Genomic DNA, 17684 nt, shown 5'->3' on the forward strand with positions numbered 1-17684 from the left:
GTTCAGATCTCGGCCGCCAGCGCGTAGCCGATCGCGGCACGGGTGGCCGCGACCTGCGCCGCATTGCATTGCTCGGGCGTGGCGCGCGCGCTGTCCGGGTAGACCTCGGTCGTCGTGCTGAAGCGGGCGCCGGTGATGGCGGCGCACAGGTTGCGGCTGCGCACTGCGAAGCTGATGACACCGGGCGACTGCAGCGGGCAGCCGATGATCTGCCCGTTCGTATCGGGTTCGGCGATGTGGGTGACTTGAGCCACCGCGGCGATGACGGCCTTCTGGAACTCCGGTTGCGGGTGTTCGGCGTCGTCGACGAGGTAAAAACCATCGGGAATCAGCCCGGGCTCGAACACCTCGCCATCGCGCGCCGCCAGGGCAGGGCGGAACTCTGATTCGTCCGTGTCGGTGGTCTCGTGCAGGTCGATGTGCATCAGCACGCGGCCGCGCAGCGGCGCGAGCAGGGCCACCAGGGCCGTCGACTCCGGCACCGGGCTGCCCGCGCGGAAGTTGCGGTTGGGGTCCTGGGCGTCGAAGTTCCAGCGCTGCACGCGCTCATAGGCCCAGGGGCTGACGCAGGGGATGACGAGCAGGTTGGCGCGGCCGGCCGTGTCGAGCCCATGCTCGCGGACGAACTGCAGCGCGCCCTGCACGCCGCTTGTTTCGTAGCCATGCACGCCGCCCGTCACGACGAGGATGGGCAGGTCTTCGCGCCAGCCGCGGCTGCGGATGGCCAGCAGCGGGAAGCGCTCGCCGCCATGCACCACGGCGCCGTATTCGCTGACGTCGAAGTCCTGCTTCAGCGGCTCGATGGCGGCGAGCACGTCAGCCGCATAGCTGCGCTGCTTGACCAGATGCTCCCGCCAGGCGGCGACCTCGGACGGGCCCCAGGGCTGGCCGGGAATGCCTATTGCGTAGCTCATGGCCGCGCCTTCTCGGCCTGGATCCAGGCGTTGATGCGCTGCTCCAGCAGCGGCAGCGGCATGGCGCCCTGGTCGATGACGGCCATGTGGAAGCGGCGCTGGTCGAACTTGGCGCCCAGCGCGACTTCCGAGCGGGCGCGCAGCTCCTTGATCTTCAGCTCGCCCATCATGTAGCTCAGCGCCTGGCCGGGCTGGGACAGGTAGCGGTCGACCTCGGCCGTCATGAAGGTGGCGTCGTGGCCGGTCTGCTCGATCATGTAGGCGATGGCCTTGTCGCGGTTCCAGCCCAGCGCATGCAGGCCGGTGTCGACAACCAGCCGCGCGGCGCGGAACATCTGCGCCTGCAAGTGGCCAAAGCGCGCGTAGGGGTCGCGGAACAGGCCGATCTGCGGGCCCAGCGTCTCGGCATACAGCGCCCAGCCCTCGCTGAAGACCGAGTACTGCGACTGGCGGCGGAAGTTGGGCAGCTCGCCCAGCTCGACCTGGCGCGAGATCTGCAGATGGTGGCCTGGCACGGTCTCGTGGGCCACCAGCGTCTCCATCGCCCATTTCGGCCGGCGCTTGAACGAGATCGCGTTGGCGTTGAACCAGCCGGGGGTCGTGCCGTCCAGCGAGGGGCCGTTGTAGTTGTCGGCCGCGCCTTCGCCGGTATAGGGCGGCATGCCGCGAATGCCATAGGGCGAGCGCGGCAGCTGGGCGAAGAGCTTGGGCAGCTCGGGGTCGATGCGTTTGGCGATGGCGCGGTAGCCGTCCAGCAGCTCGTCGGCCGTCTGGTTGAAGAACTTGGGGTCGCTGTAGAGGAATTTCTTGAAGGCGGCGAGGTCACCGTCGAAACCGGCCTCGGCCTTGACCTTCTCCATCTCGGCGCGGATGCGCGCGGCCTCGCGCAGGCCGGTGGTGTGGATGTCGCCCGCCGCCAGAGGCAACGTCACATGGCGCTGGATCAACGCCTCGTAGACCTTGTCGCCGCCGGGGTAGCTCGACAGCGAGCCGCTGTCGGGGGCCTTGGCCATCAGCTCGTCTTTCATGACGGCGAGCAGCTTGCGCTGGGCCGGGTAGAAGATCTCGCGCATGGCCGCCTGGCCCTGGGCCTGGTAGTTGGCCTTGACGCTGGCGTCCACCGTCATGCGCGTGAAGGGCTCGTAGACCGGGCTCTTGGTGACGTCCTCGGTCAGCTGCCCTTCCACCTGGGCAATGGCGCGCGCCAGCACCGGCTTGGAGGTGACCCAACCCAGGGTCAGGCCCTGGCGCAGGATGGCGATTTCCTGGTCAACCCGCGCCGGGTAGGCGGCCAGGCGCGTCAGCCACTGCTTGACCTGGGTCTCGTTGTTGACCGGCACATTGCGCGCAAAGCCGGCCAGGGCCGATTGCGCGCCGTACAGGGTGCCCAGCGTCAAGGTGCGCCAGCCGGCGAAGCCTTGCATGGCCACCTCCTGCTGGTAGCGGTTGATGWAGAGCGCCAGGGAGACGCGGTCGGTGTCGCCCAGCAGGCCGGCGTCCATGGCGCGGGCGCGGGCCAGCATGTCGCGGGCAAAAGCGTCGCGGGCGGCCAGGCCGGCCGCGGAACGGTCGCTCAGCTTGTCGTTGAAGCGCAGGTCACCGCGCAGCGTGGCCCATTCCGGCGCCGCATGGGCCTCGGACTCCCAGGCTTCGTCGAACAGGGCCAGCAGGGCCTGATGGGCTTTGGCGGCAGCGTCGGTAGCGGCTGCATTGGCCTTGGGTGCCGGCTGGGTGGCGGCGGGGGCGGTCAGATGCAGACCGGCGATCAGGGCGGCAACAAGGGTCTTGCGCAAGAAAGTCTCCACGGCGTGATGAGCCGGTGGGCAGTCTGCCAGCGCGCTGCCAGGGTGATGAAAGAATGCGGCATGACCCCGGAAAACTCCCTAGGCCAGCCCCTGGTCCTCAGCATGGGTGATGCCTGTGGCATCGGCCCCGAGATCATCGCCAAGTTGTGGCGGCACGAGATGCCGCGGGATGCCCTGGTGGTCGGCGACGTTGCCGTCATGAGGCGCGCGGTCGCTGCTGCCGGCGGTGGCCTGGCGGTCGCTGAATTGCATGGGGCCGATGTGTTAGGCCGCGTACCGCCGCGCTGCCTGCCGGTCTGGCAGCCCGTGGGCCTGCCCGCAGGCGTGATCGATGCCCCCTTGGGCCAGGTCGATGCCCGTGCCGGCGCGGCCGCAGCCCTGTGCATCGAGGCCGCCGTCGGCCTGATCCAGGCCGGCCATGCGCGCGCCCTCATCACGGCGCCCATCCACAAGGAAGCCCTGCATGCGGCCGGCTCGCCCTACCCGGGCCATACGGAAATGCTGCAGGCCCTGGCGGGGGGCGTTCCGGTGCGCATGATGCTGGCCAACGAGGAGCTGCGCACGGTGCTCGTCACCATCCACTGCTCGCTGCGTGAGGCCATCTCCCGCGTGACCCGTGAGGCCGTGGGAGAGACGCTGCGCATCACGCAGGCGGCGCTGCAGCGCATGGGCATCGCCGCGCCGCGCATTGCCGTGGCCGGGCTGAACCCGCATGCCGGCGAAGGCGGCTTGTTCGGTGATGAAGAGATCCTGCATATCGCGCCGGCCATCGCCGACGCGCGTGCCGCGGGCATGGACGCCAGCGGCCCCTATGCGCCCGACACCATCTTCATGCGCGCCCGGCGCGGCGAGTTCGACGTCGTCGTGGCGATGGTGCACGACCATGGCTTGATCCCGGTCAAATACCTCGGGGTGGAGCAGGGCGTCAACGTGACGCTGGGCCTGCCCTTCGTGCGCACCAGCCCCGACCACGGCACGGCTTTCGACATCGCGGGGCGAGGCCTGGCCGACCCGGCCAGCCTGGGCGCGGCACTGGCAATGGCACGCCGGCTGGCTGGGGTTAGATCCTTCGGGCCGAGCGCTGGGCCGCTCCCGAGCCGGCCCGCCTGACGACGCTTGCGGCTCAATGCCGCAAGGGGCGGCGTCCGCGGGGGCTGAGGCCGGACACAAGACGCCCAGTGGGCGTCTTGTGCCTGCCGAAGAGCTGCGGCACTGCCGCAGCGCGGTCTGCAAGACCGACTAGGCTCGCGGGCGTTCAGCAGCGCGAGCCTGGGCGAGGGGCATATGTTCTAGCGGCCGCCGAGCGCCGCCAGTTGCGCCCGGGCACGAGCCGTCGCGCGCTCCAGCAGCAGGCCGTGTTCATAGGCGCGCATGCGGTCGGCCTCGCAGAGCTTCCTCAGCATGCGGGCCGTCATCGTCACCGTCTCCTGGTGGCGGTTGCCGTGCGTGAAGATGAAGAAGCTGCGCCCGGCGCTGACATGGGCCAGGCGCACCTTCTGCCATTCGTTGCCGGTGTGCATCTGGTAGGCGAAGCCGAGCTGCATGTTGTCCACCAGCAGGGCGCCGCTGCTGGCCTCGGGTGCGCCCTCGGCGGCGGGCAGGCCGTCGATGGAGATATCCACGGCCTGCAGCGGTTCGGCCGCGGCCGCCGCGTCGTTGCCTGACAGGTCGAGGTCCAACTCGCCGTTCCAGTCGACGCTGGCTTCCTCGACGAGGCCCAGGCTCTTGGCCTCGGCGGGCGTCAGGCGCTGGCTAGCGTCGAGGTCGCCGGGCGCGGTTTCGCCGGCCATGGGCTTGGCGAGGTCGGCCTCGGCCGGTGGCGCGACGCCGAAGATCTGGTCGAGCTGCTTGATCAGCAGGTTGGTGTCCAGGGCGCTGGCGGCCTGGCCCTTCAGCGATTCGGCATGCGCGGGCAGCAGCACGCCGAAGAAGTCCTTGCGCGGGCCGTCCGGCCAGCGGATCAGATCCATGCCCTCGTTGAGGGTGCGCATCAGATTGGGCAGCTCACGCAGGAAATCGGCGCGCGCGGCCGTGCCGCCCTTGGGCTGCACGCTCATGACCAGGGTGCGGCCGAGGGTGCGCAGGCGCAGGGCCCGCTCCGGCGCGCCCTCGCGCGAAGCCAGCACGATGGCCTGGGACCAGACCTGGGCCAGGAAGGTGCGCAGGAAGTCCTGCATTGGCACACGAGCGAGCTGCTGCTGCAGTTGCAGGGCGTAGCGCTGCTGCAGGCGCAGGTCGGTCTCGCGGCGCTCGACGACGGCAGCGGCGTCGCCGGCAGCCTTCAGCGTGCTGCGGGTCTGCTCGGTGATGAAGGCTTCCAGGGCGTCCAACTTGGACGTGTAGACGTCCATGCGGTCGAAATCGCCCTGGGCGACGTCCTGCACGAGGTCGCGCACATGGGCCAGGAAGGAGCGGCCGGGATCGTCGCTGAAGTCCTCAAAGGCACAGGCGAGGGACGCCATGCGATTGACGAACACGCGCACCGGGTGGCGGCGCGAGGAGAAGAAGGTTTCGTCGCCCAGGGCCACGCGCAGCACGGGCAGCTGCAGGCGGGCCAGCAGGCGCGCCATCTGCGGCGGCACCTTGGGGTCGGACAGGATCTGGTCGAACAGGCCGGCGACGACGTCGATGACCATGTGGTCCAGCCGGCCCGTGGCCATCTGACGCAGTTCGTCGCGATGCTGGTTGATCAGGTTGGGCGGCAGCGGCATCTGCCCCCAGGCGCTGGGCTCACCGCTGAGGGTGTCAAGGCCCATGCGGCTGGAGTTGCCGTGGCTGTCATAGGCCGGCTCGTAGGCGCCGGGCGTCTGCGCCAGGCGGCGCAGCAGGTCCATCATCTGGGGGTCGACCCGGCCAATGCCGCCGCTGCCTCCGCCGCCGCCGCGGCTGCCAAAGCTGCCGCCGGCTCCGCCGAAGCCGCTGTTGCGGCCGCCGCCAGGGCTTCCCTGGCCACCCAGGCCGCCATGCCCTGAGCCACCGTAGCCACCGCGCGAGGACATGCCGCCAAGGCCCGAATCGAGATCGCCAGGCTGGGTGGCTGCACCCAGGCCGCCGAGGCGCGAGGCGGCGCCATCCGGCGTCGCCCGCACGCGCAAGTCCTGGGGCCGCAGGCCGCGCGAGCGCAGCAACTCGGCAATATCGGCATAGCAGGCGCGCATCTCCTGGGCCAGCGCGCGAGTCAATTCGTCAGTCAGCGTCTGGCGGGTCACAGGGTCGTCGGTGATGGCCTGGATGGCGTCAAGCAGGCCCTGGCCGATGAGCTCGGGCCGCAAGGGGTTGCGTTCACCGACCTGGATGCCAGCGACGTAGGACTCGACCTCGCGCAGCTCCCACTCGCAGTGGTGGCCAATGGCCAGGCCGATGCGGTCCGCGGCCACCAGGTTGTTGACCTGGTCGTCGTCCATCAGCGAAAGCTCGCCCCAGGCCTTTTTGGCCGTGGGCGCCGCCTGCGGCGGCTTGGTATCGGATTGTTCGGCCGACACCTGTTTGCGCAAGCTCTGCACAAAACGCTGCGAGAACACGCCTTGTTGCTGGCGGAACACGAATTGAGCCGCGAGCAGGGTGTCGCGGCGCTTGACCTGCCCGGAGGACAACGCCGACAGCCCGAGACCTTCCGCGCAGCGCTCGGCCGCCTGCTCACCCGCCAGACGAATGCGGGTCAGCGAGGCTTCGAGGTGCGGGTTCAGGCGTATCTCTGGCGCGTTCATCAACTGGTGGCACGAGCTGCATTGAAAGTATCGCGCCTGCAACAGGCGCGGGTTTTCAACCAGTTGCCAAATTCCTGGCACAAAAAAGCCCGGTAACCATTGCTTACCGGGCGACGGGCGGCGCGAGAGCTTAGCGCTTCAGCGAATCGCGAATCTCCCGCAGCAGTTGAATGTCTTCCGGCGTGGCCGGCGGCTCGGCCGGCGCGGCCGCGGCTTCAGGTTCGCGCTTGAGGCGGTTGATCTGCTGAATCATCAGGAAGATGACGAAGGCCAGGATGATGAAATTCAGCGACACGGTCAGGAAGCTGCCGTAGGCCAGCACGGCGCCGGTTTTCTTGGCTTCGGCCAGCGTCGTGGCCGTCTGGCCGGCCAGCGGGATGAAGTAATTGCTGAAATCCAGGCCGCCGAAGATCTTGCTGACGACCGGCATGATGACGTCGCCGACCAGGGAGTCGACGATCTTGCCGAAGGCGCCGCCGATGATCACGCCGACCGCCAGGTCGACGACATTGCCTTTGACGGCAAACTCCTTGAACTCGGAGAAGAAACTCATGCGGGGCTCCTGGATGGCGATGTCTGTGAGATGACTCGGACGGATGTTGGCGCCAAGTCCGGCGAGCCAGAAGGCGGGTAAACCTGCGGTCGGTCGTCGCTTGGCCGAGCCTCGGGTAAGCGTCCGTTAGAATCCTGGGCTGCCCCTGATCAGAAGTCTCTTTAGAGGACCCTCATGAGTGACCAGCAAGTGGACCAAGGCAAGCGCACCTGGTTGATTGCAACCGGTTGCGCCGGCGCCGTTGGTGGCGTTGCGACTGCCGTGCCCTTCGTCAGCACTTTTGCGCCGAGCGAGCGCGCCAAGGCCGCTGGTGCCCCCGTCGAGGTCGACATCTCCGGCATCAAGCCCGGTGAGAAGCTGACCGTCGAATGGCGTGGCAAGCCGGTCTGGATCGTGCGYCGCACGCCGGAACAGCTCGAGGCCCTGAAGAAGAACGACGGCCAGCTGGCCGACCCGAACTCAGACCGCAAGGCCTTCCCCATCCCCGACTACGCCAAGAACGAGAACCGCTCGATCAAGCCCGAGTACCTCGTCGTCGTCGGCATCTGCTCGCACCTGGGCTGCTCGCCGAGCGACAAGTTCGCAACCGGCGCCCAGCCCTCGCTGCCGGATGACTGGGCGGGCGGTTTCCTGTGCCCCTGCCACGGTTCGACCTTCGACATGGCCGGCCGCGTGTTCAAGAACAAGCCCGCGCCCGACAACCTCGAAGTGCCGCCATACATGTATCTGTCGGACACCCGGCTGGTCATCGGTGAAGACAAGAAGGCCTAACGGAGCACGGGACGAGACATGGCTGAATTCAAAGAAGCACCCGCAGGCGCCTCGGCAGGCGTGAAGACCATGACCTGGCTGGAGAACCGGTTCCCGACCGCGTTCGACGCCTACAAGGTCCACATGTCGGAGTACTACGCGCCGAAGAACTTCAATTGGTGGTACATCTTCGGCTCGCTGGCGCTGCTGGTCCTCGTGATCCAGATCGTCACCGGCATCTTCCTGGTGATGCACTACAAGCCCGACGCGGGCCTGGCCTTCGCGTCGGTCGAGTACATCATGCGCGATGTGCCCTGGGGCTGGCTGATCCGCTACATGCACAGCACGGGCGCCTCGGCCTTCTTTGTCGTTGTCTACCTGCACATGTTCCGCGGCCTGATCTACGGCAGCTACCGCAAGCCGCGTGAGCTGGTCTGGATCTTCGGCTGCGCGATCTTCCTGTGCCTGATGGCCGAAGCCTTCATGGGCTATCTGCTGCCATGGGGCCAGATGAGCTACTGGGGCGCCCAGGTCATCGTGAACCTGTTCGCTGCCGTGCCCTTCGTCGGCCCGGACCTGGCGCTGATGATCCGCGGCGACTACGTGGTTGGCGACGCGACCCTGAACCGCTTCTTCAGCTTCCACGTCATCGCCGTGCCGCTGGTGCTGCTGGGCCTGGTGGTCGCCCACTTGCTGGCCCTGCACGACGTCGGTTCCAACAACCCCGACGGCGTCGAGATCAAGAAGCACAAGGACCCGAAGACCGGCATCCCGCTGGACGGCATCGCCTTCCATCCGTTCTACACGGTGCACGACATCTACGGCGTCTGCATCTTCCTGATGGCCTTCACCGCCATCCTGTTCTTCGCGCCGGAACTGGGCGGCTACTTCCTGGAGTACAACAACTTCATCCCGGCCGACCCGCTGAAGACGCCGGCTCACATCGCCCCGGTCTGGTACTTCACGCCGTTCTACTCGATGCTGCGCGCGACGACCGACACCATGGTCAACGTGCTGTGCGGCGTCGTCGCCGTCGCGGCCGTCGTGAGCTTCCTGAAGGGCAAGTTCGGCGGTGCCGCCAAGGTGGCCCTGCTGGTGGCGGCCGCCGTGCTGATCTTCCTGCTCAAGGTCTTCGACGCCAAGTTCTGGGGCGTGGTCGTCATGGGTGGCGCGGTCATCATCCTGTTCTTCCTGCCCTGGCTGGATCACAGCCCGGTCAAATCGATCCGCTACCGCCCCGACTGGCACAAGTATGTGTATGCCGTCTTCGTCGTCTTCTTCCTGTGGCTGGGCTACCTCGGCATCCAGCCGCCGAGCGACGTGGGCACCTTGGTCGCCCAGGTGGGCACCTTGTTCTACTTCGGCTTCTTCCTGCTGATGCCCTGGTGGAGCCGCCTCGGCACGCCCAAGGCAGTGCCGGACCGTGTGACCTTCCACGCCCACTGAGCCGCGGAGCAACAACACCAATGAAAAAGCTGATCGCTCTCCTGCTGGCCACCCTGGGCTTCGTGGGTGCCGCCCAGGCCAACACCGGCGGCATCGAGTGGGACAAGTTCCCCAAGGAAAAGATGTCGGACATGGCGGCGCTGCAAAGCGGTGCCAAGCTGTTCGTCAACTACTGCCTGAACTGCCACTCGGCCGCCTACATGCGCTACAACCGCATGCGCGACATCGGCCTGTCCGAGGCCGACATCAAGAACAACCTGCTGTTCGCGGCCGAGAAGGTCGGTGAGACCATGAAGGTCAGCATCGACCCCAAGGACGCCAAGGCCTGGTTCGGCGCCAACCCGCCCGACCTCAGCGTCATCGCCCGCTCGCGTGCCGACGGTGCCAAGGGCTCGGGTGCGGACTACCTCTACACCTACATGCGGAGCTTCTACCGCGACGACACCAAGGCCACCGGTTGGAACAACATGGCCTTCCCCAGCGTCGCGATGCCGCATGTGATGTGGGAGCTGCAAGGCCAGCGCGCCGCCAAGTTCGAGGAAGTCGCCGACCCGCACGACCACGACAAGAAGACCCACGTCTTCGCCGGCTATCAGCAACTGACGCCAGGTACTTTGTCCGAGCGCCAGTACGACGAAGCCGTGGCCGACCTGGTTGCCTATTTGCAGTGGATGGGCGAGCCCGCTCAGGGCCAGCGCTTTCAGCTCGGCGTGATCGTGCTGATCTTCCTGTCCATCCTGACCGTGTTTGCCTGGCGACTGAACGCCTCGTACTGGAAGGACGTGAAGTAAGCCCGTCCATCCCGGCACCGCTCTCGGGCGGTGTCGAAACACGCAGTGGGGCGCGCTTGTAGCCACCCACTGCGTTTGCTTTTTCAGCGCGGCCCCAGCCGTCGCGCGTTTTTGATTGACTGACCCCTCGGGAGCCCAAGCCATGATGGTCCTTTACTCCGGTACCACCGACCCCTACTCGCACCGCTGCCGCTTCGTGCTGTTCGAGAAAGGCATGGACTTCGAAATCCGTGACGTTGACCTGTTCGCGAAGCCCGAAGACATCGCTTTGATGAACCCGTACAACGAGGTGCCCATCCTCGTCGAGCGCGACCTCATCCTGTACGAGTCGCACATCATCAACGAGTACATCGACGAGCGCTTCCCGCACCCGCAGCTGATGCCCGGCGATCCGGTGGCCCGTGCCCGCGTGCGCCTGTTCCTGCTGAACTTCGAGAAGGAACTGTTCGCCCACGTGAACATCCTCGAGGGCCGCGGCACGACGACCAAGGCGACCGACAAGCAGCTCGAAAAGGCCCGCTCGCAGATCCGTGACCGCCTGACCCAGCTCGCGCCGATCTTCCTGAAGAACAAGTACATGCTGGGCGACGACTTCTCGATGCTCGACGTGGCCATCGCCCCGCTGCTGTGGCGCCTGGACTACTACGGCATCGACATGTCCAAGAACGCACTGCCGCTGCTCAAGTACGCCGAGCGCATCTTCAGCCGCCCGGCCTACATCGAGGCGCTGACGCCCTCGGAAAAGGTCATGCGCCGTTGATTGCCCACCCCGAAGCGCTGTGCGCTTCCCCCTCAAGGGGGCGCCGTCAGTGGCCCGGCAAAACCGGTTCCATGGCGGCCGCGGGGTCTACAGACCGTATTGCACCCTGACCGGGTTGACTGTCGTACATGGATAAATCGCAAGGAGTTGAAGGTGGCGCGGGCAATGGCACGTCCACCCGCCCGTACCTGATCCGCGCGCTGCACGACTGGTGCACGGACAACGGCTTCACGCCCTATATCGCGGTCCACGTCGATCGTTCGGTGCAGGTGCCGATGGAGTACGTGTCCAACAACGAGATCGTGCTGAACGTCGGCTTCGATGCCACCAGCGGACTGGATCTCGGCAACGAGTTCATCCAGTTCAAGGCGCGCTTCGGCGGCGTCGCGCGAGAGATCGTCGTGCCGGTGGACCATGTTGTCGCGATCTACGCCCGCGAGAACGGCCAGGGCATGGCCTTTCCGGCGCCCGAGGCGCTGGCCGAAGGTGCACCGCTGCCCAGCCCGGCGCCGCAGGAGCCGCGCCGCAGCGGCCTGCGTCTGGCCAGCGAAGCCAGCGACGACGAGGGCGATGACACGCCCCCGCCACCCGACGCGCCCAGCGGTGGCCCGCGGCCTTCACTCAAACGGGTGAAGTGAGCGACTAGAATCTCGCCTGTTTTTCGCCGGCTTAGCTCAGTTGGTAGAGCAACCGCCTTGTAAGCGGTAGGTCMYCAGTTCGAATCCGATAGCCGGCACCAATCAAAAACCCACTGTCTCGCGACAGTGGGTTTTTTCATGTGCGCCTATTTCTGGATCAGCTTCACGCGGATATGTCCAGGCAGCCCGGCCTGGGCCAGTAGGGCTTCCAGCCGGGGCAGCAGATGGCGCAGCTTGGCGGCGACGGCCGCGTTGGCGGCCAGCAGGCTCCAGCCTTCTTCGTCCAGCGGCCCGGGTTGCAGGCTGGCCAGCAGATTGCCCGGCAACGCGGGCCCGATGATGCGCAGCCGCCGCCGTGACGCCTCCAGGCGCGCATTGAGCTGACTCAGGCCCTCGTGAGCACGCAACGCGTCGGCCACCGGTGTCGGCGACGGGACGCTGACGCGCACGCTCTTGGGAGCAAGGTAGCGGGGCGGGTTGGCCATAGCCGCAGTGTAGTGAGGCGGCGATCCTGGCCAAAAGCCCACTGCTAAACTGCGCCGTTTTGCGCGGCCGGGCAAGTCCGTCTTGCAATGCCTCGCCGTGCCCTCAGATTCGCGCCTCCCACCGGTTGGACAGCCCGCCCGGTGCCGCGCAGCTCCTCATTCCTCGCAGCATGTTGCCCAAGCTTCTCACCTCGATTTTCGGTAGCCGCAATGAGCGTTTGCTCAAGCAGTACCGCCGCACCGTGCAGCAGATCAACGCGCTGGAGCCGAAGTACGAGGGCTTGAGCGACGACGAATTGCGCGCCCAGACGGCTGAATTCAAGCAGCGCATCGCTGCCGGCGAGACGGTCGACGACATCCTGCCCGAAGCTTTCGCCGTCTGCCGCGAAGGCAGCAAGCGCTCGCTGAAGATGCGCCACTTCGACGTGCAGCTGATCGGCGGCATGGTGCTCAACGACGGCAAGATCGCCGAAATGCGCACCGGCGAAGGCAAGACGCTGATGGCCACGCTGCCGGTCTACCTSAACGCGCTGRMRGGCAAGGGCGTCCACGTCRTCACSGTSAACGACTACCTGGCSCGYCGCGACGCGGMSTGGATGGGCAAGCTCTACACCTTCCTCGGGCTGTCGGTCGGCATCAACCTGCCGCAGATGCCGCGCGAGCAGAAGCAGACCGCCTACGCCGCCGACGTCACCTACGGCACCAACAACGARTACGGCTTCGACTACCTGCGCGACAACATGGTCTACGAGACGGCCGATCGCGTGCAGCGCGGCCTGTCCTACGCCATCGTCGACGAGGTGGACTCGATCCTCATCGACGAGGCGCGCACACCGCTGATCATCTCGGGCCAGGCCGACGACCACACCGACGTCTACAAGCGCATCAACGCCGTCGTGCCCAAGCTGAAGAAGCAGATCGGCGAGCTCGACCCGCGCACCGGTGAAGGCGTCATCGAGCCGGGCGACTTCACTGTGGACGAGAAGTCGCACCAGATCCACCTGACCGAAGACGGCCACGAGGTTGCGGAGGCGCTGCTGACCGAGGCCGGCCTGATCCCGGAAGGCGCGAGCCTGTACGACGCGGCCAACATCACGCTGATGCATCACCTGAATGCAGCGCTGCGGGCCCACCACGTCTATCACCGCGACCAGCATTACGTCGTGCAGAACGGCGAGGTCACCATCGTCGACGAGTTCACCGGCCGCCTGATGAGCGGGCGACGCTGGAGCGACGGCCTGCACCAGGCTGTCGAAGCCAAGGAAGGCGTGGAGATCCAGGCGGAGAACCAGACGCTGGCCTCGATCACCTTCCAGAACTACTTCCGCATGTACGGCAAGCTGTCGGGCATGACGGGCACGGCCGACACCGAGGCCTATGAGTTCCAGGAGATCTACGGCCTCGAGACCGTCGTCATCCCGCCGAACCGCCCGACCATCCGCAAGGACGAGCTGGACCTGGTCTACAAGACCGACAAGGAAAAGTACAACGCCGTCATCGAGGACATCCGCGCCTGCCACACGCGCGGCCAGCCGGTGCTGGTGGGCACGACGTCCATCGAGAACTCCGAGCTGATCTCCAAGCTGCTGGACCAGGCCAAGCTGCCGCACAACGTGCTGAACGCCAAGCAGCACGAGAAGGAAGCGCAGATCGTCGCCCAGGCCGGTCGCCCGGGCGTCATCACCATCGCCACCAACATGGCCGGCCGCGGCACCGACATCGTGCTGGGCGGCAACGTCGAGAACCAGGTCAAGTTCCTCGAGGCCGACGAGGCGGTCCCCGCCGACGAGAAGGCGCGCCGCATCCAGCAGCTCAAGGACGAGTGGCAGGGCCTGCATGACAAGGTGCGGGCCGAGGGTGGCCTGCGCATCATCGCGACCGAGCGCCACGAGAGCCGCCGCATCGACAACCAGCTGCGCGGCCGTGCCGGCCGCCAGGGCGACCCGGGTTCTTCGCGCTTCTACCTGTCGCTGGATGACCAGCTGATGCGCATCTTTGCCGGTGAGCGCGTGCGCGCCATCATGGACCGGCTCAAGATGCCCGAAGGCGAGGCCATCGAGGCCGGCATCGTCACGCGCAGCATTGAAGGCGCCCAACGCAAGGTCGAGGCGCGCAACTTCGATATCCGCAAGCAGTTGCTCGAGTACGACGACGTCTCGAACGACCAGCGCAAGGTCATCTACCAGCAGCGCAACGACATTCTCGAGGCCGATAGCCTCATCGCCCAGATCGCTTCGCTGCGCGAGTCCACGCTGAGCGATGTCGTGCGCACCTTCGTGCCGGCCGAGAGCGTGGAAGAGCAGTGGGACCTGCCCGGTCTGGAGCAGGTGTTGCAGGGCGAATGGCAGATTGGCCTGTCACTGACCGAACTCGTCAAGAAGAGCGACTCGATCACCGACGACGACATTCTGGAAACCGTCACCAAGGCCGGCGACGAGCTCTTCCAGGACAAGCTCGAGCGCGTCGGCATCGATCAGTTCAACCCCTTCATGCGCATGGTGCTGCTGCAGAGCATCGACCAGCGCTGGCGCGAGCACCTGGCCGCGCTGGACTATCTGCGCCAGGGCATCCACCTGCGCGGCTACGCCCAGAAGAACCCCAAGCAGGAATACAAGCGCGAAGCCTTCGAGCTGTTCTCCCAGCTGTTGGACCTCGTGAAGATGGAAGTCACCCGCACGCTGATGAATGTGCGCATCCAGAGCCAGGAAGAGGCCAGCCAGGCCGCCGAGGCCATGGAGCGCCGTGCCGAAGCGGTGTCCAACGTGACCTACCAGCACCCCAACGAGGACGGCTCCATCAGCCAGGACGTCGACCCCGCCACGCTGCTGGCCGAATACGGCCACGTGGGCCGCAACGACCCCTGCCCCTGCGGCAGTGGCAAGAAGTTCAAGCTCTGCCACGGCAAGCTGGCCTGAGTTTTCCTGGTCGCATCCCGCCACGGGCCGGCTTTGCCGGCCCGTTTTCATTGGTGGCTCACCCCGCGCAGCCCACCCATGTGGGGGGAAAAGCGTGCGTTTGGGCACATCCCGCCGCCTGCGCCACGCGCATGAGGGGTGCTCGGACCGCTCTCACCCCCCTAGAGTGCAGTCATTCCCCGGCGAAACTCCGGGTAGACCCGAATAGAGAACCTGAAAGTACGTGATGAAAACGTTGTCTAAAGCGCTCGCCGCCCTCAGTCTGGTTGCCGCTGCATGCAATGCGACCGCAGCGGTGACGCCGGTGTCGTTCAGCTTTTCCAACGACGCCATCATGTCCAACGGCGCAGGTGCCGCGCAGTTCAACGACATCTTCGGTTTCACCTTGAACGGTGTGACGCTGATGGGCGGCAGCGTCATCACGTTCTCGGCCGAAGACCAGGCCAGCGTCGACATCACCTCGGCCTACCTCACCCAGGGTGGCACGTCCGTCGCGCTGACGCCGGTCGGCGCCGGCATCGACGTGGACAACGACATCTTCGGCATTGAGACCTGGACGCTGGGCCAGCAATGGCTGTCGGCGGGCGCCTGGCAGCTGCACGTCCTTGGCGCCGGCTTCAGCGCCAAGGGCTTCGAGGGCTACACCGCCACGCTGGAAGGCAGCACGTCGACCACCGAGTTGCCCGAGCCCACCGCCCTGGCCCTGGTGGCCGTGGCCCTGGCCGGAATGAGCCTGTCCCGTCGCCGCGCTCGCTGAGCCGCGTCCAGCCGCCCCAATCACGAAAGCAGTCCAACCATGTTCAAGCCTCTGACCCTCGCCGCCGCCCTGCTGATGAGCGCTTCGGCATTCGCCGCCGACACCGTCAGCATCCGCTTCGTCGACCGTGATGCCGGCGATCCGGCGCTCACCACCTCGCTGACGACCAACTACGTCACCGGTGGACTGAACTTCACGGATGCCGCCACCGGCAGTTTCCTGGCCTACTGCATCGAACCGACCCAGTCCTTCGCGCTGAGCTTCAAGAGCGACGGCGTGACGCCCAACTTCAAGACCTACACGGTCGGCAGCTTCAGTGGCAGCCAGGACACACTGCTGCAGGCGCTGTACTCCAGCAAGTTTGCTTCGGTCCACTCCGGCAACCAGCAAGCCGCCTTCCAGCTCGCAGTCTGGGAAATCATGCGCGAGAGCAGCGGCACGCTCAGCGTTGCCCAGGGTAGTGGCAGCTTTTTCCTGAAGACGGAAGGTGCCACCGGCCAGCAAAATGGCATCAACAATTCGGTGCAGGCCCTGGCCACCAACTACCTGGCCGCCGCGCAGGGCTACGAGGGTCCGGCGCTGTACAGCCTGACCAAGCTCAGCAACGCCAGCTACCAGGACCTCGTCGTCGCCAGCGCCGTCAACGCGGTACCCGAGCCCGAGACCTATGCCCTCTTCCTGGGCGGCCTGGGCGTCATCGGTCTGCTGGCCCGCCGCCGCCTGCCGCGCTGATCCACTTTCAGCTCCTTGCAAAGGCTCCCTCGGGAGCCTTTTTCACTTCTTAGAATCCTCGCGCTTTCCCTGACACCAACCGAGCGCGCCATGCCCGTCAATCTCACCGCCCCCGATCCCGCCTCCCTGTTGCCCGTGCCGGGCGTGCGCCTTGGCGTGACCATGGCAGGCGTGCGCAAGGCCAACCGGCGTGACCTCAGCGTCATCGCGCTGGAGGAGGGTGCCGCCGTCGCCGGTGTCTTCACCACCAATCGCTTCTGCGCCGCTCCCGTGCAGCTTTGCCGCGAGCACCTGGCCGGCGGCTCGGCCATCCGTGCCCTGCTGATCAACACCGGCAATGCCAACGCCGGCACCGGTGCCGACGGTCTGGCCCGTGCGCGCCAGACCTGCCAGGCCCTGGCCGGCCTGATCGGCTGCCAGCCAGAGCAGATCCTGCCCTTCTCGACCGGCGTCATCATGGAGACTCTGCCGGTCGACCGCATCTCCGCCGGCCTGCCCGCCGCCCTGGCCGCGCTGAAGGCCGACAACTGGGCCGAGGCTGCCGCCGGCATCATGACGACGGACACCCTGCCCAAGGCCGCTTCACGCCGCATCGAGATCGGCGGCGTGCCCGTCACCCTGACCGGCATCTCCAAGGGCGCCGGCATGATCCGGCCGAACATGGCCACCATGCTGGGCTTCGTCGCCACCGACGCCAACATCGCGCCGGCCCTCCTGCAGCCGTTGGTGAAGGAAGCGGCCGATGCCTCCTTCAACCGCATCACCATCGACGGTGACACGTCCACCAACGACTGCTTCATGCTGATCGCGTCGCGCCGCGCGGCGCATGCCGAGATCACGTCGCTGGACAGTGCCGAGGCCAAGACGTTGCGCGAGGCGCTGATCGCGCTGGCCCAGGAACTCGCGCAGGCCATCGTGCGCGACGGCGAGGGCGCGACCAAGTTCATTGCCATCACCGTCGAAGGCGGCCGTGACGAGGCCGAGTGCAGGCTGGCGGCCTATGCCATCGCCCACTCGCCGCTGGTCAAGACGGCCTTCTTTGCCAGCGACCCGAACCTGGGCCGCATCCTGGCGGCCGTCGGCTATGCCGGCATTGGCGACCTGGACCAGGGCCTGATCGACCTGGACCTGGATGACGTTGCCGTGGTGCGCCAGGGCGGGCGCCTGACGACCTATCGCGAGGAAGACGGCCAGCGCGTCATGAAGCAGTCCGAGATCACCATCCGCGTCGGCCTGAACCGCGGTTCGGCCAGCGCCACCGTCTGGACCTGCGACCTCAGCCACGACTACGTCAGCATCAACGCCGACTACCGTAGCTAAGGGCCCGCAGGCCCTCCGGGTTATTGCTGTCAGGGCTTCATCGCATGACGATCGGCGCCGCCTGCGGGCGGCGCTGACAATCCGCGGCTTCACGGAACACATCCCGGACAC

General features: G+C 66.7%; 15 protein-coding genes and 1 tRNA gene. 11 read left to right on the plus strand and 5 right to left on the minus strand.

Annotated features, from left to right (window positions below; all coding sequences use genetic code 11):
* Positions 1-2: 2 nt before the first annotated feature.
* Positions 3-914: a M14 family metallopeptidase gene (locus ACXJKJ_RS12550; RefSeq protein ID WP_457390327.1), complete on the minus strand. Its 912-nt coding sequence runs from the start codon at positions 912-914 to the stop codon at positions 3-5.
* A complete protein-coding gene (locus tag ACXJKJ_RS12555; protein WP_457390328.1) occupies positions 911-2707 on the minus strand; it encodes a DUF885 domain-containing protein in 1797 nt (598 codons plus the stop codon). Before ACXJKJ_RS12555 ends, ACXJKJ_RS12550 begins: the two co-directional genes overlap by 4 nt.
* Positions 2708-2779: 72 nt before the next feature.
* Between ACXJKJ_RS12555 and pdxA the strand changes: the two genes are divergently transcribed.
* Entirely contained in the window at positions 2780-3829 is a 1050-nt protein-coding gene (gene pdxA, locus ACXJKJ_RS12560; protein ID WP_457390329.1) for a 4-hydroxythreonine-4-phosphate dehydrogenase PdxA, read from the plus strand.
* A 179-nt stretch (positions 3830-4008) separates the two neighbouring features.
* On the opposite strand, the gene ACXJKJ_RS12565 is transcribed toward pdxA, so the two are convergent.
* Both ACXJKJ_RS12565 and mscL read right to left on the minus strand, forming a co-directional pair.
* Positions 4009-6426 (minus strand): DUF1631 family protein, encoded by a 2418-nt coding sequence (locus ACXJKJ_RS12565; protein WP_457390330.1) that lies wholly within the window; start codon positions 6424-6426, stop codon positions 4009-4011.
* A gap of 130 nt (positions 6427-6556) precedes the next feature.
* Positions 6557-6979: a large conductance mechanosensitive channel protein MscL gene (gene mscL, locus ACXJKJ_RS12570; RefSeq protein ID WP_056192848.1), complete on the minus strand. Its 423-nt coding sequence runs from the start codon at positions 6977-6979 to the stop codon at positions 6557-6559.
* A gap of 174 nt (positions 6980-7153) precedes the next feature.
* Between mscL and petA the strand changes: the two genes are divergently transcribed.
* From petA to ACXJKJ_RS12600, 6 genes are all read left to right on the plus strand, one after another.
* Positions 7154-7750, plus strand: coding sequence for a ubiquinol-cytochrome c reductase iron-sulfur subunit (petA, locus tag ACXJKJ_RS12575; RefSeq protein WP_056192837.1), 597 nt, complete (start codon positions 7154-7156; stop codon positions 7748-7750).
* A gap of 18 nt (positions 7751-7768) precedes the next feature.
* Positions 7769-9175, plus strand: coding sequence for a cytochrome b (locus ACXJKJ_RS12580; RefSeq protein ID WP_056192833.1), 1407 nt, complete (start codon positions 7769-7771; stop codon positions 9173-9175).
* Positions 9176-9195: 20 nt separating this feature from the next.
* Complete coding sequence (locus tag ACXJKJ_RS12585; RefSeq protein WP_056192823.1) at positions 9196-9966, plus strand: cytochrome c1; 771 nt, start codon at positions 9196-9198, stop codon at positions 9964-9966.
* 142 nt (positions 9967-10108) lie between these two features.
* Complete coding sequence (locus ACXJKJ_RS12590) at positions 10109-10726, plus strand: glutathione S-transferase N-terminal domain-containing protein (RefSeq protein ID WP_056192820.1); 618 nt, start codon at positions 10109-10111, stop codon at positions 10724-10726.
* A 128-nt stretch (positions 10727-10854) separates the two neighbouring features.
* Positions 10855-11364 carry a ClpXP protease specificity-enhancing factor gene (locus ACXJKJ_RS12595; RefSeq protein ID WP_056192817.1) on the plus strand — a complete coding sequence of 170 codons (510 nt, stop codon included), beginning with the start codon at positions 10855-10857 and terminating at the stop codon, positions 11362-11364.
* Between the two features lie 25 nt (positions 11365-11389).
* A tRNA-Thr gene (locus ACXJKJ_RS12600) sits at positions 11390-11465 on the plus strand.
* 45 nt (positions 11466-11510) lie between these two features.
* On the opposite strand, the gene ACXJKJ_RS12605 is transcribed toward ACXJKJ_RS12600, so the two are convergent.
* Positions 11511-11849, minus strand: coding sequence for a hypothetical protein (locus ACXJKJ_RS12605; protein ID WP_157281141.1), 339 nt, complete (start codon positions 11847-11849; stop codon positions 11511-11513).
* Positions 11850-12019: 170 nt separating this feature from the next.
* Between ACXJKJ_RS12605 and secA the strand changes: the two genes are divergently transcribed.
* From secA to argJ, 4 genes are all read left to right on the plus strand, one after another.
* Complete coding sequence (gene secA, locus ACXJKJ_RS12610) at positions 12020-14764, plus strand: preprotein translocase subunit SecA (protein ID WP_457390331.1); 2745 nt, start codon at positions 12020-12022, stop codon at positions 14762-14764.
* 226 nt (positions 14765-14990) lie between these two features.
* The gene (locus ACXJKJ_RS12615) at positions 14991-15521 is read left to right on the plus strand and encodes a PEP-CTERM sorting domain-containing protein (protein WP_157281139.1); all 531 of its coding nucleotides are present in this window, start codon (positions 14991-14993) and stop codon (positions 15519-15521) included.
* A 39-nt stretch (positions 15522-15560) separates the two neighbouring features.
* Entirely contained in the window at positions 15561-16253 is a 693-nt protein-coding gene (locus ACXJKJ_RS12620) for a PEP-CTERM sorting domain-containing protein (RefSeq protein WP_457390332.1), read from the plus strand.
* A 90-nt stretch (positions 16254-16343) separates the two neighbouring features.
* Positions 16344-17573, plus strand: coding sequence for a bifunctional glutamate N-acetyltransferase/amino-acid acetyltransferase ArgJ (gene argJ / locus ACXJKJ_RS12625; protein ID WP_457390333.1), 1230 nt, complete (start codon positions 16344-16346; stop codon positions 17571-17573).
* Positions 17574-17684: the final 111 nt, after the last annotated feature.

This window comes from Roseateles sp. P5_E1, from assembly GCF_054049335.1.

What these genes read in the sequence shown, in the direction of transcription:
- ACXJKJ_RS12550 (WP_457390327.1), bottom strand. Translation starts at nt 914, where the DNA reads ATGAGCTACGCAATAGGCATTCCCGGCCAGCCCTGGGGCCCGTCCGAG.
- pdxA (WP_457390329.1), top strand. Translation starts at nt 2,780, where the DNA reads ATGACCCCGGAAAACTCCCTAGGCCAGCCCCTGGTCCTCAGCATGGGT.
- ACXJKJ_RS12565 (WP_457390330.1), bottom strand. Translation starts at nt 6,426, where the DNA reads ATGAACGCGCCAGAGATACGCCTGAACCCGCACCTCGAAGCCTCGCTG.
- mscL (WP_056192848.1), bottom strand. Translation starts at nt 6,979, where the DNA reads ATGAGTTTCTTCTCCGAGTTCAAGGAGTTTGCCGTCAAAGGCAATGTC.
- ACXJKJ_RS12580 (WP_056192833.1), top strand. Translation starts at nt 7,769, where the DNA reads ATGGCTGAATTCAAAGAAGCACCCGCAGGCGCCTCGGCAGGCGTGAAG.
- ACXJKJ_RS12585 (WP_056192823.1), top strand. Translation starts at nt 9,196, where the DNA reads ATGAAAAAGCTGATCGCTCTCCTGCTGGCCACCCTGGGCTTCGTGGGT.
- ACXJKJ_RS12590 (WP_056192820.1), top strand. Translation starts at nt 10,109, where the DNA reads ATGATGGTCCTTTACTCCGGTACCACCGACCCCTACTCGCACCGCTGC.
- ACXJKJ_RS12595 (WP_056192817.1), top strand. Translation starts at nt 10,855, where the DNA reads ATGGATAAATCGCAAGGAGTTGAAGGTGGCGCGGGCAATGGCACGTCC.
- ACXJKJ_RS12605 (WP_157281141.1), bottom strand. Translation starts at nt 11,849, where the DNA reads ATGGCCAACCCGCCCCGCTACCTTGCTCCCAAGAGCGTGCGCGTCAGC.
- ACXJKJ_RS12615 (WP_157281139.1), top strand. Translation starts at nt 14,991, where the DNA reads ATGAAAACGTTGTCTAAAGCGCTCGCCGCCCTCAGTCTGGTTGCCGCT.
- ACXJKJ_RS12620 (WP_457390332.1), top strand. Translation starts at nt 15,561, where the DNA reads ATGTTCAAGCCTCTGACCCTCGCCGCCGCCCTGCTGATGAGCGCTTCG.
- argJ (WP_457390333.1), top strand. Translation starts at nt 16,344, where the DNA reads ATGCCCGTCAATCTCACCGCCCCCGATCCCGCCTCCCTGTTGCCCGTG.